The sequence below is a fragment of the Ensifer sp. 1H6 genome (genome assembly GCF_001976035.1).
Classification (GTDB): Bacteria; Pseudomonadota; Alphaproteobacteria; order Rhizobiales; family Rhizobiaceae; genus Ensifer; species Ensifer canadensis.
Window position 1 is genome coordinate 26,348 of record NZ_MOAI01000023.1, and the last position, 20,349, is coordinate 46,696.

Here is a 20,349-nt window from a genome sequence, read left to right on the forward strand (position 1 = left end):
TGATCTTGCCGAACCGCTTCGCCCTGCAATGGGAAACTCAACGCATGAAGAAATTCTCGCTACTGTCCACGCGGGCGGGCGCCCTTTTTCTGGCTCCCGCAACGGCATTGGTCGGTGTTTTCGTCATCATCCCCTTCTTCTGGGTGATCTTCGTTTCCTTCACCAACAGGACATTGCTTGGACGGACCGCGCTCGACCCGGATTTCGTGGGTCTCCAGAACTATTTCGCCCTCTTCAATCCTGCCACCTTTTTCACCCGCGGCCAGTTCGGCTTTTCGCTGATCCTGACGATCCAGTTCGTGCTGCTCTCCGCGCTCATCGGCCAGGCGCTGCTCGGGCTGATCCTCGCCTGGCTCAGCCAGTCCGTGTCGCCCGGTATGAAGTCCTTTCTGCAGACGACCGTCATTGCCGCCTGGATCCTGCCGGAAGTGGTCATCGGCTTCGCCTGGTTCGCATTCCTCGACTATGACAGCGGAACGCTGAACATGATCATGCGCGGTCTCGGCCTGCCGCCGGGAGACTGGCTGCTGCAGCAGCCCTTCTGGGTCATCGTGTTCTTCAACACCTGGCGGGGGGCTGCCTTCTCGATGATGCTGTTCAACTCGGCATTCCAGTCGATCCCGCCGAGCTATTTCCAGGCGGCGGATGTCGCCGGCGCAACCTCCTGGCAGAAGCTGCGCGATATCGCCCTGCCGCTGATCCGCGGCCATGTGGTCACCGATCTGATCCTCATCACCATGTGGACCTTCAATGTCTTCACGCCGTTCCTCTTGACCAATGGCGGGCCGTCCTATCGGACCGAACTGTTGTCGATCTACACCTACCGCATCGCCTTCAAGGATTTCGAGTTCGGCAAGGGCGCGGCCGTCGGCGTGGTCATCATGCTCATCAATCTGGCTTTCGCACTCGTCTATCTGAGGCTTGACCACAAGAAGCCGGCGGAGGCCGAATGATGCCGTTCTCTTCCCGTATCTACTTCCGCCGCATGGGCTTTTCGGTGGTCGCCGCCCTGCTCGGCACCATCTTCGCGCTACCGCTCGTCTGGTTCCTCTTCGCGCCGTTCAACGCCCGCGCCGAACTCGGCCTTGCCATCCCGGAACCCTTCACGTTCGCCAATTTTGCTACGGTGTTTCAGAACACCTTCGCCATGCAGGCGCTGTTCAACAGCCTGGTGCAGGCCTTCGGCGGCGTCGTCCTCGTCGGCGCGGCAGCAACGCTTGCGGCTTATGCGCTTTCCCGCTCGCCAATCCCCGGAAAAGGCGCAGTCACCTATGTGCTCTTGCTGTTCTCGTCAGTGGTCTCCGGCTCGGCCGCGATGGTGCCGATCTTCCTGATCGTTTCTGCGGCCGGACTGATCGACACGCATCTCGCCGTCATTCTCGTCTTTGCCGGTGGGCTACTGCCGACAGCCATGTTCATCCTGCGCGACTTCATCGACGCCATCCCGCGCTCCTATGAAGAAAGCGCGATGGTTGCAGGCGCCTCTCCACTGCAGGCGTTCTTCGACGTCGCCCTGCCGGTGATCCGGCCGGGTATCGTCGTGGTCGTCGTCTGGGCCTTCGTCAACATCTGGGGAAGCTTCCTGATCCCCTTCATCCTCTTGCGCAGCGACAGCCTGATGCCCGCCTCCGTCGCCATCTATTCCTTCTATTCCGAGGCCGGCACGCCGATCGTCACACTGCTTGCCGCCTACTCACTCATCTATTCGCTCCCCGTCATCGCGCTCTACCTCTTCGTGAACTGGAAATTCGGTTTCCGGTTCTTCGGTGGCATCAAGTCGTAATCGGAAAACCAGTCTCATGGCCTCTGTCGAATTCCAGAACGTTTCCAAGAGCTTCGGCGCATTCAACGCCCTGCCCGATATCAGCTTCTCGATTGCTGACGGCGAGTTCGTCTGCCTGCTCGGACCATCCGGCTGCGGCAAGACGACGAGCCTGCGCATGATCGCCGGGCTCGAAACGCCGTCCTCCGGCAAGGTGCTGATCGGCGGCAAGGACGTGACCTACCTGCACCCGAAGGATCGGCAGATCTCCATGGTCTTTCAGGACTATGCACTCTATCCGCACATGAATCTTGCCGACAACATCGCCTATCCGCTGAAGGTGCGCGGCGAGGCGGAGGACAAGCGTCATGCCCGCGCCAGGGAGGTCGCCGACGTCTTGAAGATCGGCGATCTGATGAAGCGCCTGCCGAGCCAGATCTCCGGCGGCCAGCAGCAGCGCACGTCGCTGGCGCGCGCGCTCGTCTATCCGAGCCAGGTCTATCTCTTCGACGAGCCGCTCTCCAACCTCGACGCCAAGCTGCGCCTGGAAGCACGCGGGTTTCTCAACCACCTGCAGCGCGACATGGGCATGACCGCCGTCTACGTCACCCACGACCAGGCGGAAGCGATGGCGCTCGCCACCCGCATCGCGGTCATGGACAAGGGCCGGATCGTCCAGTTCGCGCCGCCGATCGAGATCTATCGGCGCCCGGCCACCACCTTCGTTGCCAATTTCGTCGGCAACCCGCCGATGAACCTCGTGCCGGCGCAGGCTGCAATCATCGACGGAAAGCTGCAGCTTCGCGCCGAGGGGCTGTCGGTCGCGGCACTGCCGGTTTCCGACGCCATCGCAAAGGCGGTCGGCGCCAAAACGATAACGCTCGGCGTTCGCCCGGAGCATCTGCGCATTGCCCGTCCCGACGACGGCAACATCATCACCGGCGAGCTTTTCGCCAACGAGAACATGGGGCCGGAAAGCCTGGTGACGATCGAGCGGAAAGATGCCGGCCGCGTCACGGCCCGCATTTTTACCGACGACGAGATCAGGGTAGACAAGACGGTGCGACTTTCCTTCGACGCCGAACACGTCACGCTGTTCGACAGCACCGGCGCCCGCATTCCCGTCCTTGGCGAATAGTCCGGACTGCTGCAAATGATGACGACCACCGTTCACGTGACACGCGCCGACCAGGCCGCCAACCCGTACTTTTACGTGCCCTTCGACGTGCCCGAGGGCAGACGCGCATCGATGTCACCATGGCCCATGCAAAAGCGGAAGATTGCATCATCGATCTCGGCATGCTTGATCCGCGCGCGACCGATTATCCGACCCGCGCCGGCTTTCGCGGCTGGAGCGGCGGCGCCCGCGACCGCTTTTTCGTCGCAACGGACGACGCCACGCCCGGCTACATCCACGGGGAGATGCCTGCCGGTCGCTGGCAGGTCATGCTCGGCCTTTACAAGCTTCCGCCAGAAGGTGCCGATGTCACGCTGACGTTCAGCCATGACAATGCGCCTCTCGCGCTCGAACCGCAGCCCGCGCGCACCTTCCCCGTCAGGAAGGCGGCCGGCTGGTATCGCGGCGATCTGCACTGTCACACCTTCCACTCCGATGCGGCAGGCTCGCCCGAATTGCTGCACGCAGCCGCCAAGCAGGCCGGGCTCGACTTTCTCGCCGTCGCCGACCACAACACCATCAGCCAGCGCCGCTATTTCCATCCCAACTCGTCCGCCGACCTCGTCTTTGTGCGTGCGATGGAGGTGACGACCGCAGTCGGCCATGCCAACGTCTTTGGCGTCGACGACTGGATCGATTTCCGCATGACCCGGCCCGAACATGGGCACACGCTTGCCGACATGGTGCATGAGCGCGGCGGCATGCTGTCGATCAACCACGACAAGCCGACGATCCCCTGGGATTACGACGTGCCGGAGATCGACTGCATGGAAGTCTGGCAATCGCACTGGATGGCCTGGAACTGGGTATCGCTCGGCCGATATCAGCAGCGGCTGGCTTCGGGCAAGAAAATCTCGGCAATCGGCGGCAGCGACTTCCACCAGCCGGCCCGGCTGATGCCCGAAGGGCCGCTCGTGCTTGCGCGACCGACGACGGTGCTGTGGCTCGACGAACTTTCTGAAAACGCGATCCTCGCCGCGATGAAGACCGGGCTTGGCTATATCACCGAGAGCCCTGATGGACCGCATTTGGCACTTTCGGTCGATGGCCAGCCGATGGGCTCGACGATCCGAGGGCCCGTCGACGCGAAGGCCGACGTTCACGGAGCAAAAGGCGATCGGCTGCTCTGGTTCGACGCGACAGGGCAGATTGCCGATCAACTCATCGAAGACGACCGCTGGGTCGGACAATTCTCCGGGCGGCCGAGCCTGTTCCTGCGCGCCGAAATCGCAGCAGAGAAGAGCCGGCCGCAGATAATCGGCGATTTCACCGCGGCCCTTGGCGGCGGGTTGCCCTGGCAATTAACCGAAGTGGAACTGCAACTACAGACCGTGCGCCGCGCCATCAGCAATCCGATCTATGTGGCGTGATCGGAGAGCATTTCCAGGAAAAGTGCGAAGCGGTTTTCCGTTAGGAAATGCTTGGAAACAAAGAGGTAGAGCGTTTCCGTGACTCCGTTTAAATCGGAAACGCTCTAGGGCTAGAAAAAGGGTCGCAGGGCCAGCTCCGCGCCAAGAAGCAGCAGACCGACCAGGAACCACCGGCGGAACGTGGTCGGGCTGACCAGACGGCGGATCGCCTGCCCGGCCCACATGCCGGCCAGCGCCGGCACGATGGCAACCACCGACAGGAGCAGGTTGTCGGCCTCCAACGCCCCACGCCACAGCAGACCTGCCGCAAGCGTCATCGTCGACACGGTAAAGGAGAGGCCGAGCGCCTGGATCAGGTCGTCCTTCTCCAGACCAAGGGCCTGCAGATACGGCACCGCCGGCATGACGAAGACGCCGGTGCAGCCGGTGACCACGCCCGTAATCATGCCGATAGGCGGAGACAACCACACCTCGGCCCTTGCCGGCACTGAGAACGGGCGCGCCATGAGCGTATATCCGGCATAGACCACAAGCGCCGTCCCGAGCATGGCTGTCGACAGGGCCGTATCGCCGCCCGCGAGAAGAGCCGTGCCGAGGATGGTACCGATGCCGATCGCCAGCATCATCGGCCAGAGCCGCAGCATGAGCGGGCCGAGGGCCGGACCCGCCAGCAGTTGCCAGACATTTGTCACGAGGGACGGCAGGATCAGCAGATTGGCGGCCGTAATCGGCGACAACAGCGCACCGAGCGCGCCCATGGCGACGGTGGGGAGCCCCATACCCGTCACGCCCTTGACCACGCCGGCGAGGAAAAAGGCGGCAGCAATTGCGCCGGTGAGCCATGTGGAGAGTTCGATCATGGCTCTAAAGTCATGAAGCATTGCGACAGCGCAATGCGGATGATCCGCAGGTTGGCTTCGGCTATGCCGAAGGCACATTTGCCGCTATCGTGCCGGCATGCGCTTCGATCTGATCGACCTTCGCCTGTTTCTTGCCGTCGTCGAGGCAGGCAGCATCACCCACGGCGCCGGGGTCGCGAACCTCTCCCTGGCCGCCGCCAGCGAGCGGCTGCGCGGCATGGAGGAGAACGGCGGCGTAAAACTTCTGGCGCGCGGCCGCAGGGGCGTATCCACGACCGCCGCCGGCGATGCGCTCGCCCATCATGCCCGGCTCGTACTGCGCCAGATGGAGCATATGCATGGGGAGCTCGGCGAATACGCCAGGGGATTGCGGGCGAGCATTCGCCTTCTCGCCAACACCGCCGCGATCACCGAGTTCCTGCCCGGCCGTCTTGGGCCTTGGCTTCGCGCCCACTCGCAAACCGATATCGACCTGAAGGAGCGCCAGAGCGCGGACATCGTCAAGGCCGTCTCAGGTGGCCGGGCTGAGATCGGCATCATCTCGGATGCCGTCGACGCGACCGGCCTGCGCCTCATCCCCTTCGCGATCGACCGGCTGGTTGCCGTGGTCGCCAAGAACCATGTTCTTGCAGAAACAAGACAGATCAGCTTCACGGATCTGCTCGACCACGCCTTCGTCGGCCTTGCGGAAGGCAGTGCCCTGAAGGCCCATATCGAGGGCCAGGCGACCCGCATCGGCCGCCGGATGAGCTACCGCCTGCGCGTGCGCAGCTTCGAGGATGTCTGCGGTCTGGCCGCACAGGATGTCGGTGTCGGCATCGTCCCGCAGACAGCTGCGCGCCGATGCCGTCGCACGGCGATTTCCGCCCTCCGCCTGACCGACAAGTGGGCGACGCGTCGCCTGTCGATCTGCCTGCGGCCGGATGAAGACCTCTCGCCGCTCGCCCGCAACCTGGTCGAGCATCTCGGCAATTTCAAGCCGGACTGACCGTCGAGGCGACCCGTGGCGGTCGATCAGTAGCCTCTGGCAGCACCCGCGCCGATGCGACTGTCGACCGCACCGTTGTAGCGGGCGCCACCGCCGTCCTTGATTTCGGCCAGGCTTTCGCCGCCAACAAGGATGCCGGTCGCCTGCCCCCAGATGCTCCAGCTCTTGTCGATCTGCACATCATGGCCCATCTCCGAGAGAAGCTTGCGCGTATCGGGCGAAAGGGCGTAGGGCTCCATGAACACTTTGTCCGGTAGCCACTGATGATGGATGCGCGGCGCGTCGACGGCCTCCTGAATATTCATGCCGTGATCGACCACGTTGAGGATCGCCTCGAGCGTGATCGTAATGATGCGCGCTCCGCCGGGGCTGCCGATCACCATGAACGGCTTGCCGTCCTTGGAGACGATGGTCGGGCTCATCGATGAAAGCGGTGTCTTGCCCGGTGCGATCGCGTTCGCCTCGCCCTGAACGAGCCCGTAAAGATTGGGAGCACCCGGCTTCGCTGTGAAATCGTCCATCTCGTTGTTGAGCAGAATTCCGGTTCCTGGAGCGACCACGCCGGCGCCAAAAGAACCGTTCAGCGTATAGGTAACGGCGACCGCGTTGCCCTCGTCGTCGATGATCGAATAGTGGGTGGTCTCCTTGCTTTCTGCGAACCCCTCCGGCATCAGCGCCTGCGAGACGCCAGCCTTGAACGGGTCGATCTTGCCGCGGATCTCGGCCGCGTAAGCCTTGTCGAGCAGTTTGGCGACCGGGTTCTCGACGAAATCGGGGTCTCCAAGCGTCGTGTTGCGATCGACATAGGCATGGCGCATGGCCTCGATCATCGCATGCACGGTTTCGGCCGAGCCGTAACCGAGATAGGAGAGCGGATAGCCTTCGAGAATGTTGAGGATCTCGCAGATGATGACGCCACCCGAGGACGGCGGCGGCGAAGAGACGATGTCATAACCACGATAGTTGCATTTGACCGGCTCAAGCTCGCGCACGGCGTATTGCTCGAAATCCTTCTTGGCGAGGATGCCGCCCTTGTCGGCACTTGCTTTGACGATGGCGTCGGCGATCGCCCCCTTGTAGAAGGCGTCGGTTCCCTTTTCGGAGATGCTTGTAAGCGAGGCGGCGAGATCCGCCTGGACCAGTGTCTCGCCGACGGCAAAGGGTTTGCCGTCGGGCTTCAGAAAGATTGCGGCCGCTGCCGGGTCCTTGGCCAGCCTCTCGGTTTTGCCGTCAAAGGAGTCGGCATCGCCCTGCTCCAGCCGAAAGCCATCCTTGGCAAGGGCGATGGCAGGCGCGATCAGCTCTTTCAGTGGACGCGTGCCGTAGCGGCTACGCGCCACTTCGAACCCCAGGACAGGACCTGGAACGCCAACGGCCAGATACCCGTTGGTGCTCAAGCCAGTGACCAACTGCCCCTTGTCATCGAGATACATGGTCTTGGTCGCAGCATCGGGCGCCCGCTCGCGAAAATCGAGGAAGGTGGTTTTTCCGTCCTTGAAGCGGATCGTCATGAAACCGCCGCCGCCGATATTGCCGGCGGTCGGATAGACGACCGCAAGCGCGTAGCCGACGGCTACGGCCGCATCGACGGCGTTGCCGCCCTTTTTCAGGACCTCGACGCCGATGTCCGACGCCAGATGCTGGGCGGTGACGACCATGCCGTGCTCGGCTTTGACCGGCTCCGGCGAAGCGGCCCTGACGGCCGATGGCGAAACCGAGCCGAGTGCGGCGATAAGGGTGAAGGACAGAACATTCAGGCAGGAACTGCGCATGCTTTTCTCCCGCGACAACAGGTTTTGCTGGCAATTGACGCCCTCGATTAAGGGCGGCGGCATCGAAGTTCGCAAAGGCACCACGCATCAGGCGGCGGACAACAGTCCGGCCATCGGGCGGGCTGAGGCTTGTTCAGAAATTGAAGCCTTGGCCGGAGTATAGACATGTGCGGACGGCACGGGCAATCGCCGCCTGACGATCATGATCGGCGAACAATTCGAATGCGAAGACGATCGGCTTACCATTGCTCTGTCATTGCCGCGACGCTACCCCAGTGAGTACCGGGTCGCGACAAGCCGGAGTGCAGCCGATGACCGCATCCTAGCGACCACCAAATTTTTGCCATTGCCATGAACAACCGTGGCTGTGACAGTTCGCTCCAGGGATCTGGTATCATCCGCATCCGGATTTCTGCACGAGGACACTAAACGGGAAGAAGGTCGCATGATCGAAGGCCATTGCCATTGCAAGTCGGTTCGCCTTTCCGTCCGTGTCCGCCCTGACACACTTGGCAGCTGCAACTGTTCGCTGTGTTCAAGACTAGGCACGCTTTGGGGCTATTACAACGCAGAAGAGGTTTCGATCAGCGACCCGCAGGGCAAGCTCGTCGGCTACGTCCAAGGCGATGCCACGTTGACGATGCACCATTGCGGCACCTGCGGTTGCACCACCCATTGGTCGCCGATCGGCACTGACGCGACGCGCATGGGTGTCAACATGCGCCTGTTCGATCGATCCGTCTGGGAAGACATACCCCACCGGCTCATCGACGGCGCCAGATGGTAGGTGCCACTCTCTTCCTACGCATGTTTCCTTACATCCTATTCGATTTGAGGATAAAAACATGCAGCAATCCAAAGCGCTACAGCGACATTTGCGCGTCTAATAAGACGCGCGGCGCTGTAGGGCGCCTTGCCTGCACGACAGTCCTGCAGAAACGGTGCTAGGCCGCCGAGGCTGCGCCGCCACGCTCGCTGGCCGCCTTGGCATATTGGGCGTCACGGCTCTCCTTTGTGGCGTATCGCGCCCGCTTCTGCTCGTACATGCTGAGGTCCGCTCGCTTGACCAGCGCCTCCATCGATTCGCCGGTATCGCTGGTCGAAACGCCGAGCGATATGCTGAGGGGAGCGTTGGAATAGAACTGGTTGTTGATCTTCAACAGTTCGTTGATCGTCTCGACCATGGTGGCCGCTGCCAGCCGGTCGGCACCCGGCATCAGGATGGCGAACTCGTCGCCGCCGATGCGGGCGGCATGGTTGGGCTGCGACACCGCACCGTTCAACACTTCGCCGAGCCGGCGCAGGAGGGCATCACCGGCGTCGTGGCCAAGCTGGTCGTTGGCCGCTTTCAGGCCATCAAGATCGATGACGATGGCCGAGACCGGGCGAAGCGACTTGCGCTCCAGCCTGTTCAGCTCGTCCATGTAGAAGGCGCGGTTGTGCAGCTTGGTCAGCACGTCATGCTTGCCGAGATATTCGAGATAGGCCTCGGCCTTCTTGCGTGCGGTGATATCGGTCAACGCCACCTGGACCAGCGACCAGTCGCCTTCATGGCCCGGAAGCACGGAGAATTGCAGCAGGACGTGGCGCTCGGAACCGTCGAGCGCATAATTGACCACCTCGCGGTGGTGCAGAAGATTGCCGTTCCACAGCTCGATCAACTGCTCCTTGAAGTGCTTCTCCATCTCGTTGCGGAAAATGTCGCCGAGACGCTGCAGCAACGTGTTCCGATCCGGCGCGCAGAACAGGTCGAGCGTCGCCTGGTTGATGTCGATGACCCTGATCTCGCTCATGCACTGGCGCACGAACTCCGGATGGACGTCCGTGAACACGCGAAAATCGACGATCCCTCGATGACGGACATCCTCGAGCAGCAACTTGATGCGACTGAAGTCCTCGACCCACAACGACACCGGCGAATGCTCGAAGATACCTTCGGCGTAACGGCGGTTGGCCAGTTCGCTGCGGCGCGCCTCCTCACGCGCCGTGACATCTTCCGTCGTCAGCAGCAACCGGCCGAGCGTGTTCTCGTATCCTGGTAGCACCGAGCCGCGCAGCTGAATGTCGAGCCTGCGGCCAGACAGCGTGTAGTTGACCGCGCTGCTGCTGAACTCGGTCTTGCCCTCCCACAATTCGGCAAGCTCATTGACATGGCTGTCGAGCATTTCATCGCGAAAGACCTTCGACAGGTTCGCGGAGAGGTGATCGAGATCCCTGGCTTCAAACAGGTCCAGTGTCCGGCGATTGACCTGCAGGACACGAATTTGGCTGGAGCAGGCGGCGACACGCGTCAAGTCTTCTCTGAGATAGGCGCGGATATCGACCACGCCCTCGGCCCGCCAACGATCGAACTGCGTTGTGACCCCGCTGAAATCCTCGATCCACATCGCGATCGGCGCCAGATCAAAAATATTGGTGTCGGAAGAACCTGTCATTACTGTTCCATCTCGGTTCGCGGGGAGAGGGTTCCGTGCAAGGCGCATCGCCTTTGAGTGCATTCTAACGGTCTTTAAGTAAAGATGCCTAAATCCTCAACCGCAGATCGCCGTCGATGCGAACCATCCGCTCAACACACGGCTGTCCGATCGATACGGCGTTTGCTTCGGTTACCGGCCGTCACACCGCATAGTAGAAATATTTGCAACCTGAGGTCACCACCTCCTTGAAAGCACCAAATCGGTGCTTTACATCAGATGCATGATGCAAATGACCCACACGGCGATCCTTCGCTACCGTCTCGCGCCCGACGACCAGGCCCGGCGCGCGTTGGTGGAAACGTTCGCCGCCTATGCGGCGATGCTGGCCCTGCTCGAGGAGCTGACGGCGGAAAAAGGCGGGGCAAATCTCGTGACCCTGCACGAGCTCGCCTATGAAACCGTCAGGGAGCACACGGGCCTTCCGGCGCGCTTCGTCACGCTGGGTCTGCGCGATTTCGCCTCAAACCGCGGACGTCCGAGCGATCCGCTGCGGCTGCCGCTCGACGAAAAGCTGTTTGCGATCAAGGGGCCGGCGGACCTGACGGTCGCAACCGTGCGTGGCCGTGTCGCCATCCCCTTCGACGTGGCGGGCTATTCGCGCGGCACGCTCAACATTTTTTCGGCCCAGCTCGTCGCCGATCTCGGCGGTTATGAAATTCACATCGGCGTCACGCCACACACGGATCGAACGGAGGAAGACATGATGATGAATGAAGGCATTCTTTCGCGCATGGGCCGGCTGATCGCCGGCATCGCCAACGCCGCCGTCGACAAAGCGGAAGGCACCAACAAGGTCGCCGTCGTCGAACAAGCCTTGCGGGAAATCGATGCCGCCGCCGAAGAGGCAAAGGCAGACATCGGCAAGGCGCGGGCTGAGGAATATCGCATTCAAAGTCGCCGTGAAGAAATCGTCGCCGATCTGAACATGTTGGAAGAAAAGATCCACATGGCGGTCTCGTCCGGCCGCGACGATCTCGCCAAGGCCGGTGTTGCCCGCCAGATCGACCTGGAATCCCAGACCGCAGCGCTCGACAAGGCGCTGGCCGATGCCCGGATCCATCTCGATGAGGGACAGAAGGCGCTGCAGGCCGTGTTTGCCACCCGCCGCGAAGCCGAAGCCAGACTTGCCGATCTGAAACGCAGCCTGACGCAGTATCCGGACGAACCGGCGGCAGCAAGGGCACGCAACAACCCCGCCGATGGTGCCGCGCGAGCCGCTGCCGCCGTCTCCCGCGTCACCGGCGTTCCCGCCGGCAGCAACGCGACCAGTGCCGAGCTCGACGAGCTCGACCGGCTTCACCGCGAGCAAGCGATCGAAGCGCGGCTGGCAAAGTTCAAAGCCGGAAAGGCCTGACCCCGATGGAGCTCTTTTTCGCTCCTGAATGTTTGCCCTTTGCGATTGCCGCCATCATGCTGGCGGCGTTGACCGCAATCGAGATGCTGTGCCTGCTGCTCGGATTTTCCCTTGGCGAGGTGATCGACAAGGCCGGGCTCGATGAGCACAACGGCATGGCCGGGCTCCTTTCCTGGCTGAATGTCGGCGGCGTCCCGATCCTCATCCTGGTGATGCTGTTGCTGGCCCTGTTCTCGATGACCGGGTTCGTCATCCAGAGCATCGCCCACAGTGTCTGGCTGCCGCTGCCGGCCATGATTGCCTCCATCCCGGCGCTTCTCTTGAGCCTTCCCGCAGTCAGGACATCGAGCCGGGCCGTGGCGCGGATCGTGCCGCGCGACGAAACCTATGTCGTCGACCTCTCCGAGTTCGTCGGCCAGACCGCCGAAGTGGCCGTGGGCCCGCTCGATCAGGGCCTGCCGGGGCGCGTGCGCCTCAAAGACAAACACGGAAACTGGCACAATCTGCGTGCCAAAGCCGCCAAGGGCGAAGCTGCCATCGCCATCGGTACACAGATCCTCATCGTCGACCGCGCCAAGGATGTCTTCATCGCCATTCCCGCGCCGGAAGACCTTCTCACTTCGCCAAACACCACCTCCATGGAGCAACAATGATCTTTGATCTTCTCCTGCCCGCCGGCATCGGCGTCGTCCTGATCCTCGGCATCGGCTTCGTGCTTGCATCGCTCTATACGCGATCGAGCCGGGACGAAGCCTATGTCCGCACCGGCCTCGGCGGCCAAAAAGTCGTCCTGGACGGCGGCTCTATCGTCCTGCCGATTTTCCATTCGATCGCCCGGGTCAATCTGAAGACCCTTCGTCTTGAAGTTCGCCGCGGCGAAGGCGACGCGCTGATCACCAAGGACCGCATGCGCGTCGATATCGGCGCCGAATTCTACGTCCGCGTGAAGCCCGACGCGTCGTCGATCGCGCTTGCGGCCCAGACGCTTGGCGACCGCACCAACGATGCGGAACAGCTGCGCGTGCTGATCGAGGCGAAGTTCGTCGACGGCCTGCGCTCGGTCGCCGCCACCATGAGCCTCGACGCTCTGCAGGAGCAGCGCATGGATTTCGTCAAGGCGGTTCAGGAAGCGGTTGGTGCCGACCTGCAATCGAACGGCCTTGAACTGGAGTCCGTGTCGCTGACACGGCTCGACCAGACCGATATCAAGCACTTCAATGCCAACAACTTCTTCGACGCCCACGGCCTCGCCGCGCTGACGCGCATCACCGAAGGCCGCAAGAAGGAGCGCAACGAGATCGTGCGCGACACCGAAGTCGCCATCGCGCAGAAGGATCTTGAGGCTCGCCAGCAGTCGCTGGCGATCGAACGAACCAAGCGGGAAGCGGAACTGAACCAGGAACGCGACATCGCCAACAAGTCTGCAGCGACCCGCGCCGAGACCGCCCAACAGGAGCAGGCCGCCAAGCGCGCCGAAGAAGAGGCCCGCATCGCCACCGAGCAGGCCATTGCCGAGCGCGAGGCGGCCGCCAAGCAGGTGCGCGAAAGCGCCAATATCGAGGCGACCCGCACGGTCCAGCAGCGCGATACGGAAGCCAAGCGCGACCTGCAAATCGTCGCCCAGGAAAGTGCTATCGCCGTCGCCAACAAGAGCCGCGAGGAGTCCGAGGCGAAAGCTCAGGCTGAAACCGCACGCGCTCTGGCAATCGCCGCGGAAGAAAAGGTCGGCACCGCCAAGGCCGTCGAAATTGCCGAGCGCGAACGCCAGATCGCCGTCATCGACGCCCGCAAGACTGCTGAAACCGAAGCAACGGCCGTCACCGTCGGCGCCGAAGCTGAAAAGCAGGCGGCCACTGACCAGGCCGATGCCATCAGAACCCTTGCAACCGCCGAGGCTGAGGCCGCAGTGATCAAGGCCAAGGGCATTCTGGAGACCGGCAAGGCGGAAGCCCAGAGCGAGGCGCTGCTCAACGAGGCGCGCAACAAGCTCAGCCCCGCCATCATCGAGTTCGAGATCCTGCGCGAACGCATCCGCATCATCCCGCAGGCGCTGGCCGAGGCGGTGAAGCCGATCGAGAAGATTTCCGATATCCGCATCTTCGACACCGGCGGCATGCTGGGTCGTGGCGGTGCCGGTGCGGGCGGCGCAAGTGGTATCGGCATGGGCGAAGGCCTTGCCGGACAGTTGCTCGCCTACCAGGCCAACAAGCCGATCCTCGATCGCCTGCTGAAAGAAGCCGGCTTCGAGGGCGACAACGCGGTCTCTTCGCTGCTTGCCAATCTGCAGGGCGACGAGCCCAAGGAACTGGAAGTGCTCGAAAAAGACTGAGTTTTTCCAATCGCGCCGGCCGCCTCCACATGGCCGGCGCAGATTGAACCTAGGCGAAGACAACAGCCTACCGAACATTGGAACAAGCACCCGCTACCCTTGCGGCAATCGTCACGGTCTCTATCTGACGGCGTTCCTGCAGCGCTGAATGGGATGTATGCAATGACCTTTCGCGACCTTGATCTGACTTATGTTGAAAGCCACGGCATCCCACCGCTTCCGGAGCCGGACGAACAGGGCTTCGTCGAAAACGAAGGCGCACGCATCTGGTATGCGAGCCATGGTTCCGGCCCCGCAGTCATCCTGCTGCATGGTGGCATGGGAAACAGCGGAAACTGGGGCTATCAGGTCCCGGCAATCGTCGAAGCCGGCTATCGCGCTGTCGTCATCGACAGCCGCGGCCACGGCCGCAGCACACGCGACGCACGTGAATACAGCTACCAGCTGATGGCCGCCGATACCCGCGCCGTCATGGATCGGCTAGGGATCGAGAAGGCCGCGATCGTCGGCTGGAGCGATGGCGCCGATACTGCCCTGATCCTCGCCCAAGAAACGCCCGAGCGCGTTGCCGGCATTTTCTTCTTCGCCTGCAACGTCGACGATACAGGCACCAAACCGTTCGTGTTCACCCCTGTTATCGGCCGCATTTGGCAGCAACATCAGAAGGACTACGCCGCATTCTCGGCGACGCCAGGTGATTTCGACGCGCTCTCGGCAGCCGTCGAAACGATGCAGCGGACACAGCCCAACCTGTCGGCGGCAGCACTTGCCGGTATCTCCGTGCCCGTGGCCGCGGTCCTTGGCGAATTTGACGAATTCATCGAGCAGGAGCACATGACCTATCTCGCCAAAACGCTACCTGACGCGACGCTTCACGACCTTCCCGGTCTCAGCCATTTTGCCCCATTGCAGGCACCGGATGTTTTCAATGGCGCCGTGATGACGTTCTTGACGAGCATCTTGCGCTAGCGCCCTACGCGATCCCGAGAGCCGTCCTTTCGAAGGGACGTCTTCAAACCGACGATAATGGTGGCTCGTGTCGATTGCGCGCGATACAACCGGGGAGCGATCAGGAGGAAAGAATGCGGAAGTCAGATTATCCCAAGGGCACGGTGTCCCGTCTCAGCGTCGACAGCGACGTGCTTAAAAGCAACAGGCTCGGGGATCCGAGCCGCCGCGACGTCGATGTCTATATCCCGGCAAACCATGATGGCGCCGGCCTGCCGTTGCTCGTCGATCTCGTCGGCTTTACGGCCGGCGGCCCTCTGCACACCGCCTGGAAAGCCTTCTTCGAGAACGTCCCGGAGCGCCTGGACCGGCTGATTGCGACCGGGCAGATGCCGCCGGTGGTCGTCGCCTTTCCCGATTGCTTCACTTCTCTTGGCGGCAACCAATATGTCAACAGCGAGGTCGTCGGCCGTTGGGAGGATTTCCTCATCGACGAGATGCTTCCGGCAGTCGAAACCCGCTTCGGCTGCGGCGGCACCGGACGGCGCGGCGTTTTTGGAAAAAGCTCGGGTGGCTACGGCGCGTTCTCCCACGCCTTCCGGCGGCCGGATGTCTGGGCTGCGGCAGCGAGCCATTCCGGAGACGCCGGCTTCGACCTGATGGCGGCTGACTTTCCCATGGTGCTGCGCGCGCTTGCGCGGCATGATCTCTCGATTGAAAGCTGGTTTCGAGCCTATGAGGCCCGGGAGAAACATGCCGATGAGGACATCCCCGTCCTCCTCGTTTTGGCCCAGGCGGCAAGCTACGACCCCGATCCCAACCTCGAGGCCTTCAAAGGCCTGCGGCTCCCGGTCGATCTGGAGACCTGCGAGCTGATCGACGACCGCTGGCAGAATTGGATGGCGTGCGATCCCGTTGAGCTCGCCAAGACCCATGGGCACAACATCGGCAAGCTCAAGGCCTTCTACATGGATTGCGGCACTGTGGATCAGTACAATCTGCTCTACGGCAATCGCCGCATCCATCGGACGCTGAAGCAACTCGGCATCGAACACACCTATGAGGAGTTCGAGGACAACCACAATTCGGTCGATTACCGCATGGATGTCAGCCTGCCCTTCCTTGCCAAGGCGCTGCAGTAACGAGCGTCAATGGCCCGACCGGAAGCAAACGCCGGCCGGCCATGGTGTCTCGAGATGCGGCGATACCTGATGGCGGTCGCCCTCGTTTCTGTCGAGTTTAAGCGGCACGCCGATCGTGGCGACCCTCTTCGATCTCCTCGACGATCTTGGCAACAAAGGCGTCGAGATCGTCTGGCGAGCGGGAGGTGACGATACCGTGGTCGCTGACGACCTTCAGATCGACCCATTGCGCGCCGGCATTCTCGACATCCTTGCGGATGGAGGCATAGGACGTTGCCTTGCGCCCCTTCAAGGCGTCGGCTTCGACAAGCAGCCACGGCGCATGACAGATGGCTGCCACCACCTTGCCCGACTGCACGAAATCGGTGACGACGCGCATCGCGTCGGGGTTCTTCCTTAGCAGGTCCGGGTTGATCTGCCCGCCTGGCAGCACAAGCGCATCAAAATCTCGCACGAACACGTCCTTTGCCGTCAGGTCGACGTCAACGGTGTCGCCCCAGTCGCCCTTGTCCCAACTCTTGATGGCCCGTTTTTCCAGCGATGCGATGGTCACTTTGGCGCCGCGCTTTGACAGTTCGTCGCGCGGGACGTGCAGTTCCGAGCGCTCGTAGCCGTCGGTAGCGAGGATCAGAATTTTGGCTGTGTCGATCGATGGCATGGCGAAGTCCTTCCCGGTTTGTGAACCCAGGGGTAGAACCGGCTGCGAATGAAATGGTTCCGACCTTCTGCAAGCCCTTCAGGGCGCAAGCAACCAGAACACCAGCCCGGAAAGAAGGATGAAAAGGGCGATCAGCCTGGCGAAGCGCTGCATGCCGTGGGATGTGTCGTCGCCCAAAAGCGCGTTCCACAAGGCTCCGCCGGAAGCATCGACGTCGGTGGTTGCCGCAGACGCCGGCGCTTGTTGCGCTGACACTGCCGAACTGTAATCGTGAGGACGCGGCTGCCGGTTCACCGTTGTGGATTCGTCAAAATAAACCCCGGCGCTGACAATCCCGCCGTCGCCGGCATCTGCCACCTGGCTCTCACGCAACACGCGATCCTCCGGCTCCGGTCGTCCCAACAGCGCGTGAAGCCAGGCACGGCGCGCCTGAGCCGTCGCCGCGTGACGTGGCCATTGCGCTGACGGCAGCAGCATTGCGGACGTGCGTCTGCCTTTCGGGTGACGGACTGACATCTTGGGGCCTCCCGTAACAACAATACACCGGAAACGCGTTTGTTCCATCACAACACGGTTCACCGCCCGGAAAACGCGAAGGGCGGCAGACGTCTCGTGACCACAGCACCTGCAAGCTGACGAACGGCAGGCCCGCCGCCGCCCGATGCGGGAGAGCCCCGAAATAGAAAAGGCGCTCGACCCTTGACGGGGAGCGCCTTTTCTTGACCCGGACAACGTCAAACGCGCGGGCTTAGCCGCTGCAGGACGCCATCGATACGGGTAGTGATGCCCTAGATAGTCAGTGGCTCAGGGTTTTCAAGGCCCAATCATGATTATCCCGGAAATTGTTTGATCGGCACGGCAAAGACACTTTGTCGGGCCGGATCCGATCGGGATTTCTTCCACTCGGCGGTCCGTAATGAAGCATGGATGAACGCATTGTCGGGACAGATAGGCAAAGTCGTAATCAGGATGGCACCATCGCGTCCGCCAGCTTGAGCCGTCGCCAGTCGCTTGGCGCCATGCCGGTACGCAAGCGGAAGAAACGGGAGAAGTAGGCGGCATCCTTCAGTCCGATCTCGTAGGCTATATCTTCCAGTGATCGAACGGTGAAAAGCAACAGACGTTTGGCTTCCAGCAGCCGGCGCTCATTGATCAGTTCCTTCACCTGCATCCCGAACGCGGCATTGCTGGCCTTGGCAAGCAGGTGCGGGGTGGTCGCAAGAGCACTCGTATAGCGCCCAACCGTCCAGTTCTCGCGAAAATGCGCATCGATCATGCGCCGCAACTGTGTTGCGAGCATCATATCGGGGGACTGCGACGGCGATGGCGCGGCGGTGGCAAGGCGCGCGATCTGCGTCAGGATCGCCGATACCAGCGATGCCATCATCGACTGGGTACCGAAAGCTCCCGTGCCGTACTCCTCTGCGATCATGTCCATCAATGACGATAGGCGCTGCCACTGCCGGTCGTCCCGGGCGCCGGCAACCATGATCGGCGCATCGAGCGCCAGGACTGTTCTCTCCCGGGCGGACAGCATCAAGCCGTCGGCGATCGATATTACGAAAGCATCGCTTTCCAGCGGTTCGACGGAGAAACCGTGCACGATACCGCTTGGCACGAAGCTGACGGCTGGCGCGGAAAAGTCCAAAACCTTGTCTTCGATGAAATACGACCCACGTCCGCGAAACCAGTAGGTCACCTGGGCAAGTTGATCATGCTTATGGGCCCTGACCTGTCCTTGATGCAGTCCACGCCGAGCCATCACCGTTTCGACGTGGAAGAACCCCGGTTCGAGCTGTTGTTCCGGTTCGCCGTAGACAAAGAAGCTTGGAATGATGTCGGCCATCAACCACCCGAAAAAGTGCAAGTCATTTTGGCATTCTGTCCATGGCTGCCTCGACAATCAATGCCTAGTCTTGACGAAACTCAAGGAGGAGAACCATGAGAGCTGAGGATTTTCGCGCCGACAAGGCGCGCCCGTTTACCGGGGCCGAATATCTCGAAAGCCTGCGTGATGGCCGCGAGGTCTATATCAACGGCGAGCGCATCGCGGATGTGACCACCCACCCCGCCATGCGCAATTCGGCCCGCTCGCTGGCAAGGCTCTACGATGCGCTGCACGACCCGGCGAGGAAAAAGACCCTGACCGCCCCCACTGACACCGGCTCCGGCGGCTACACTCACAAATATTTCCGCGTCGCCCGATCGTCTGCCGACCTCGTTGCCCAGCAGGGCGCCATCGCCGAATGGGCGCGCATGTCCTACGGCTGGATGGGACGCACGGCCGACTACAAGGCGGCGTTGATGAACACGCTTGGCGCCAACGCCTCCTGGTACGGCCCGTTCAAGGACAATGCGCTCGCCTGGCACAAGCGCGCCCAGGAGGCGGCGCTGTTCATGAACCACGCGATCGTCAACCCGCCGATCGACCGGCATAAACCTGCCGATGCGGTGAAAGACGTGTTCGTTCATATCACCAAGGAAACCGATGCCGGCATCTATGTCTCCGGCGCCAAGGTGGTGGCGACGTCGTCGGCGCTGACGCACTATAATTTCCTTGCCCAGAGCTCGGCAACAGTGACCGAGGATCCGTCGCTCTCGGTGATGTTCATCGTCCCGATGAATGCGCCTGGAATCAAGATGTTCTGCCGCGTCTCCTACGAGCAGACGGCCAACACTGTCGGCCATCCCTTCGACTATCCGCTGTCGTCGCGCTTCGACGAGAACGATGCCATCCTGGTGCTCGACAATGTGTTCGTGCCCTGGGAGGACGTGCTCGTGCTGCGCGATGCCGCCAAGATCCTTTCGTTTCATCCGGCATCGGGCTTCATGCACGGCTACTGCTTCCAGGGTTGCACCCGCTTTGCCGTCAAGCTCGACTTCCTCGCCGGCCTGCTGGCCAAAGCGCTGCGGGCAACCGGCGGCGACGCGTTTCGCGGCAACCAGGCAGCCCTTGGCGAGGTCATCGCGCTTCGGCACATGTTCTGGAGCTTTTCCAATGCCATGGCCTACAACCCCATCCCGTGGGCGGATGGCGCCGTTCTGCCCAATCTCGAAGCCGCACTCTCTTACCGAACGTTCATGTCGGAAGCCTATCCGCGAGTGGTCGACACCATTCGCCGGGTTATCGCGTCCGGCCTCATCTACCTGCCGTCCTCGGTCAGGGATTTCGGCAATGGCGAGATCGATCGCTACCTCGCGCAATATGTCCGCGGCTCCAACGACATGGGGCATATCGAGCGCATCAAGATCATGAAGCTGCTGTGGGACGCGACCGGCACCGAGTTCGGCGGGCGCCATGCGCTCTATGAACTCAACTATGCCGGCGCGCCTGAAGAAGTCCGCCTGCAGGTGCTGAAGGGCGCCGAGCGCGGCGGGCGTCTGAAAGAGATGGAAGCCCTCGTCGACACCTGTATGAGCGACTACGACCAGCATGGCTGGACCGGCGACACCTGGCTGCCGCCAATTGGCGCCGAGGCGCCGATCCGCAATGCGGCCGAGTGAGGCGATTG

The 20,349-nt window shown here is 62.0% G+C and carries 19 protein-coding genes; 13 read left to right on the forward strand and 6 right to left on the reverse strand.

Features of this window, described 5'->3' with window-relative positions; genetic code table 11:
- Positions 1–44: 44 nt before the first annotated feature.
- The 4 genes from BKP54_RS23915 to BKP54_RS23930 all read left to right on the forward strand — a co-directional run bounded on the left by BKP54_RS23915 (position 45) and on the right by BKP54_RS23930 (position 4,309).
- Positions 45–953, forward strand: a complete 909-nt coding sequence (locus tag BKP54_RS23915; RefSeq protein WP_084815030.1) for a sugar ABC transporter permease — start codon at positions 45–47, stop codon at positions 951–953.
- Positions 953–1,783: a carbohydrate ABC transporter permease gene (locus BKP54_RS23920; protein WP_025428295.1), complete on the forward strand. Its 831-nt coding sequence runs from the start codon at positions 953–955 to the stop codon at positions 1,781–1,783. Before BKP54_RS23915 ends, BKP54_RS23920 begins: the two co-directional genes overlap by 1 nt.
- A gap of 16 nt (positions 1,784–1,799) precedes the next feature.
- On the forward strand, positions 1,800–2,900 hold the full coding sequence (locus tag BKP54_RS23925) for an ABC transporter ATP-binding protein (RefSeq protein ID WP_057220694.1): 1,101 nt from the start codon (positions 1,800–1,802) through the stop codon (positions 2,898–2,900).
- Between the two features lie 119 nt (positions 2,901–3,019).
- Positions 3,020–4,309 carry a CehA/McbA family metallohydrolase gene (locus tag BKP54_RS23930; protein WP_245317890.1) on the forward strand — a complete coding sequence of 430 codons (1,290 nt, stop codon included), beginning with the start codon at positions 3,020–3,022 and terminating at the stop codon, positions 4,307–4,309.
- Positions 4,310–4,419: 110 nt separating this feature from the next.
- Here the strand turns inward: BKP54_RS23930 and BKP54_RS23935 are convergent, their stop codons facing one another.
- Positions 4,420–5,169: a sulfite exporter TauE/SafE family protein gene (locus BKP54_RS23935; RefSeq protein ID WP_057207406.1), complete on the reverse strand. Its 750-nt coding sequence runs from the start codon at positions 5,167–5,169 to the stop codon at positions 4,420–4,422.
- A gap of 97 nt (positions 5,170–5,266) precedes the next feature.
- On the opposite strand from BKP54_RS23935, the gene BKP54_RS23940 reads away from it, so the two are divergent.
- Entirely contained in the window at positions 5,267–6,157 is an 891-nt protein-coding gene (locus tag BKP54_RS23940) for a LysR family transcriptional regulator (RefSeq protein WP_084815031.1), read from the forward strand.
- 26 nt (positions 6,158–6,183) lie between these two features.
- Here the strand turns inward: BKP54_RS23940 and ggt are convergent, their stop codons facing one another.
- Positions 6,184–7,929: a gamma-glutamyltransferase gene (gene ggt, locus BKP54_RS23945; RefSeq protein WP_057225017.1), complete on the reverse strand. Its 1,746-nt coding sequence runs from the start codon at positions 7,927–7,929 to the stop codon at positions 6,184–6,186.
- Here ggt and BKP54_RS35905 point away from each other — a divergent pair.
- Together BKP54_RS35905 and BKP54_RS23950 are read left to right on the forward strand one after the other, a co-directional pair.
- Entirely contained in the window at positions 7,928–8,092 is a 165-nt protein-coding gene (locus BKP54_RS35905) for a hypothetical protein (RefSeq protein ID WP_156408417.1), read from the forward strand. The two genes, ggt and BKP54_RS35905, sit on opposite strands and share 2 nt — an antisense overlap.
- Positions 8,093–8,374: 282 nt before the next feature.
- Positions 8,375–8,716, forward strand: coding sequence for a GFA family protein (locus tag BKP54_RS23950; RefSeq protein WP_025428289.1), 342 nt, complete (start codon positions 8,375–8,377; stop codon positions 8,714–8,716).
- Positions 8,717–8,873: 157 nt separating this feature from the next.
- On the opposite strand, the gene BKP54_RS23955 is transcribed toward BKP54_RS23950, so the two are convergent.
- Entirely contained in the window at positions 8,874–10,364 is a 1,491-nt protein-coding gene (locus BKP54_RS23955) for a sensor domain-containing diguanylate cyclase (protein WP_057225019.1), read from the reverse strand.
- Between the two features lie 265 nt (positions 10,365–10,629).
- On the opposite strand from BKP54_RS23955, the gene BKP54_RS23960 reads away from it, so the two are divergent.
- The 5 genes from BKP54_RS23960 to BKP54_RS23980 all read left to right on the forward strand — a co-directional run bounded on the left by BKP54_RS23960 (position 10,630) and on the right by BKP54_RS23980 (position 16,179).
- The gene (locus BKP54_RS23960; RefSeq protein WP_057225116.1) at positions 10,630–11,760 is read left to right on the forward strand and encodes a PspA/IM30 family protein; all 1,131 of its coding nucleotides are present in this window, start codon (positions 10,630–10,632) and stop codon (positions 11,758–11,760) included.
- Positions 11,761–11,765: 5 nt separating this feature from the next.
- Entirely contained in the window at positions 11,766–12,413 is a 648-nt protein-coding gene (locus BKP54_RS23965) for an OB-fold-containig protein (protein WP_057207353.1), read from the forward strand.
- Positions 12,410–14,089 carry a flotillin domain-containing protein gene (locus BKP54_RS23970; protein ID WP_057207354.1) on the forward strand — a complete coding sequence of 560 codons (1,680 nt, stop codon included), beginning with the start codon at positions 12,410–12,412 and terminating at the stop codon, positions 14,087–14,089. Before BKP54_RS23965 ends, BKP54_RS23970 begins: the two co-directional genes overlap by 4 nt.
- Before the next feature lie 162 nt (positions 14,090–14,251).
- Positions 14,252–15,058: an alpha/beta hydrolase gene (locus BKP54_RS23975; protein WP_057225118.1), complete on the forward strand. Its 807-nt coding sequence runs from the start codon at positions 14,252–14,254 to the stop codon at positions 15,056–15,058.
- Positions 15,059–15,171: 113 nt separating this feature from the next.
- A complete protein-coding gene (locus BKP54_RS23980; RefSeq protein ID WP_057214574.1) occupies positions 15,172–16,179 on the forward strand; it encodes an alpha/beta hydrolase-fold protein in 1,008 nt (335 codons plus the stop codon).
- Between the two features lie 97 nt (positions 16,180–16,276).
- Here BKP54_RS23980 and BKP54_RS23985 read toward each other — a convergent pair whose 3' ends face one another.
- The 3 genes from BKP54_RS23985 to BKP54_RS23995 all read right to left on the reverse strand — a co-directional run bounded on the left by BKP54_RS23985 (position 16,277) and on the right by BKP54_RS23995 (position 18,683).
- The gene (locus BKP54_RS23985; protein ID WP_057207356.1) at positions 16,277–16,837 is read right to left on the reverse strand and encodes a type 1 glutamine amidotransferase domain-containing protein; all 561 of its coding nucleotides are present in this window, start codon (positions 16,835–16,837) and stop codon (positions 16,277–16,279) included.
- A gap of 78 nt (positions 16,838–16,915) precedes the next feature.
- Positions 16,916–17,209 (reverse strand): hypothetical protein, encoded by a 294-nt coding sequence (locus BKP54_RS23990; RefSeq protein ID WP_128090486.1) that lies wholly within the window; start codon positions 17,207–17,209, stop codon positions 16,916–16,918.
- A gap of 592 nt (positions 17,210–17,801) precedes the next feature.
- The gene (locus BKP54_RS23995; protein WP_057225023.1) at positions 17,802–18,683 is read right to left on the reverse strand and encodes a helix-turn-helix domain-containing protein; all 882 of its coding nucleotides are present in this window, start codon (positions 18,681–18,683) and stop codon (positions 17,802–17,804) included.
- Between the two features lie 95 nt (positions 18,684–18,778).
- Between BKP54_RS23995 and BKP54_RS24000 the strand changes: the two genes are divergently transcribed.
- Positions 18,779–20,341 (forward strand): 4-hydroxyphenylacetate 3-hydroxylase N-terminal domain-containing protein, encoded by a 1,563-nt coding sequence (locus BKP54_RS24000; RefSeq protein ID WP_057225025.1) that lies wholly within the window; start codon positions 18,779–18,781, stop codon positions 20,339–20,341.
- Positions 20,342–20,349 lie beyond the last annotated feature (8 nt).

Bases quoted from the DNA above. Each gene is read 5' to 3' on its own strand.
- BKP54_RS23925 (WP_057220694.1), top strand. From the start codon at position 1,800: ATGGCCTCTGTCGAATTCCAGAACGTTTCCAAGAGCTTCGGCGCATTC.
- BKP54_RS23995 (WP_057225023.1), bottom strand. From the start codon at position 18,683: ATGGCCGACATCATTCCAAGCTTCTTTGTCTACGGCGAACCGGAACAA.
- BKP54_RS23985 (WP_057207356.1), bottom strand. From the start codon at position 16,837: ATGCCATCGATCGACACAGCCAAAATTCTGATCCTCGCTACCGACGGC.
- BKP54_RS23930 (WP_245317890.1), top strand. From the start codon at position 3,020: ATGGCCCATGCAAAAGCGGAAGATTGCATCATCGATCTCGGCATGCTT.
- BKP54_RS35905 (WP_156408417.1), top strand. From the start codon at position 7,928: ATGCTTTTCTCCCGCGACAACAGGTTTTGCTGGCAATTGACGCCCTCG.
- BKP54_RS23950 (WP_025428289.1), top strand. From the start codon at position 8,375: ATGATCGAAGGCCATTGCCATTGCAAGTCGGTTCGCCTTTCCGTCCGT.
- BKP54_RS24000 (WP_057225025.1), top strand. From the start codon at position 18,779: ATGAGAGCTGAGGATTTTCGCGCCGACAAGGCGCGCCCGTTTACCGGG.
- BKP54_RS23955 (WP_057225019.1), bottom strand. From the start codon at position 10,364: ATGACAGGTTCTTCCGACACCAATATTTTTGATCTGGCGCCGATCGCG.
- BKP54_RS23915 (WP_084815030.1), top strand. From the start codon at position 45: ATGAAGAAATTCTCGCTACTGTCCACGCGGGCGGGCGCCCTTTTTCTG.
- BKP54_RS23920 (WP_025428295.1), top strand. From the start codon at position 953: ATGCCGTTCTCTTCCCGTATCTACTTCCGCCGCATGGGCTTTTCGGTG.
- BKP54_RS23940 (WP_084815031.1), top strand. From the start codon at position 5,267: ATGCGCTTCGATCTGATCGACCTTCGCCTGTTTCTTGCCGTCGTCGAG.
- BKP54_RS23975 (WP_057225118.1), top strand. From the start codon at position 14,252: ATGACCTTTCGCGACCTTGATCTGACTTATGTTGAAAGCCACGGCATC.
- BKP54_RS23965 (WP_057207353.1), top strand. From the start codon at position 11,766: ATGGAGCTCTTTTTCGCTCCTGAATGTTTGCCCTTTGCGATTGCCGCC.
- BKP54_RS23980 (WP_057214574.1), top strand. From the start codon at position 15,172: ATGCGGAAGTCAGATTATCCCAAGGGCACGGTGTCCCGTCTCAGCGTC.
- BKP54_RS23935 (WP_057207406.1), bottom strand. From the start codon at position 5,169: ATGATCGAACTCTCCACATGGCTCACCGGCGCAATTGCTGCCGCCTTT.
- BKP54_RS23960 (WP_057225116.1), top strand. From the start codon at position 10,630: ATGCAAATGACCCACACGGCGATCCTTCGCTACCGTCTCGCGCCCGAC.
- ggt (WP_057225017.1), bottom strand. From the start codon at position 7,929: ATGCGCAGTTCCTGCCTGAATGTTCTGTCCTTCACCCTTATCGCCGCA.
- BKP54_RS23970 (WP_057207354.1), top strand. From the start codon at position 12,410: ATGATCTTTGATCTTCTCCTGCCCGCCGGCATCGGCGTCGTCCTGATC.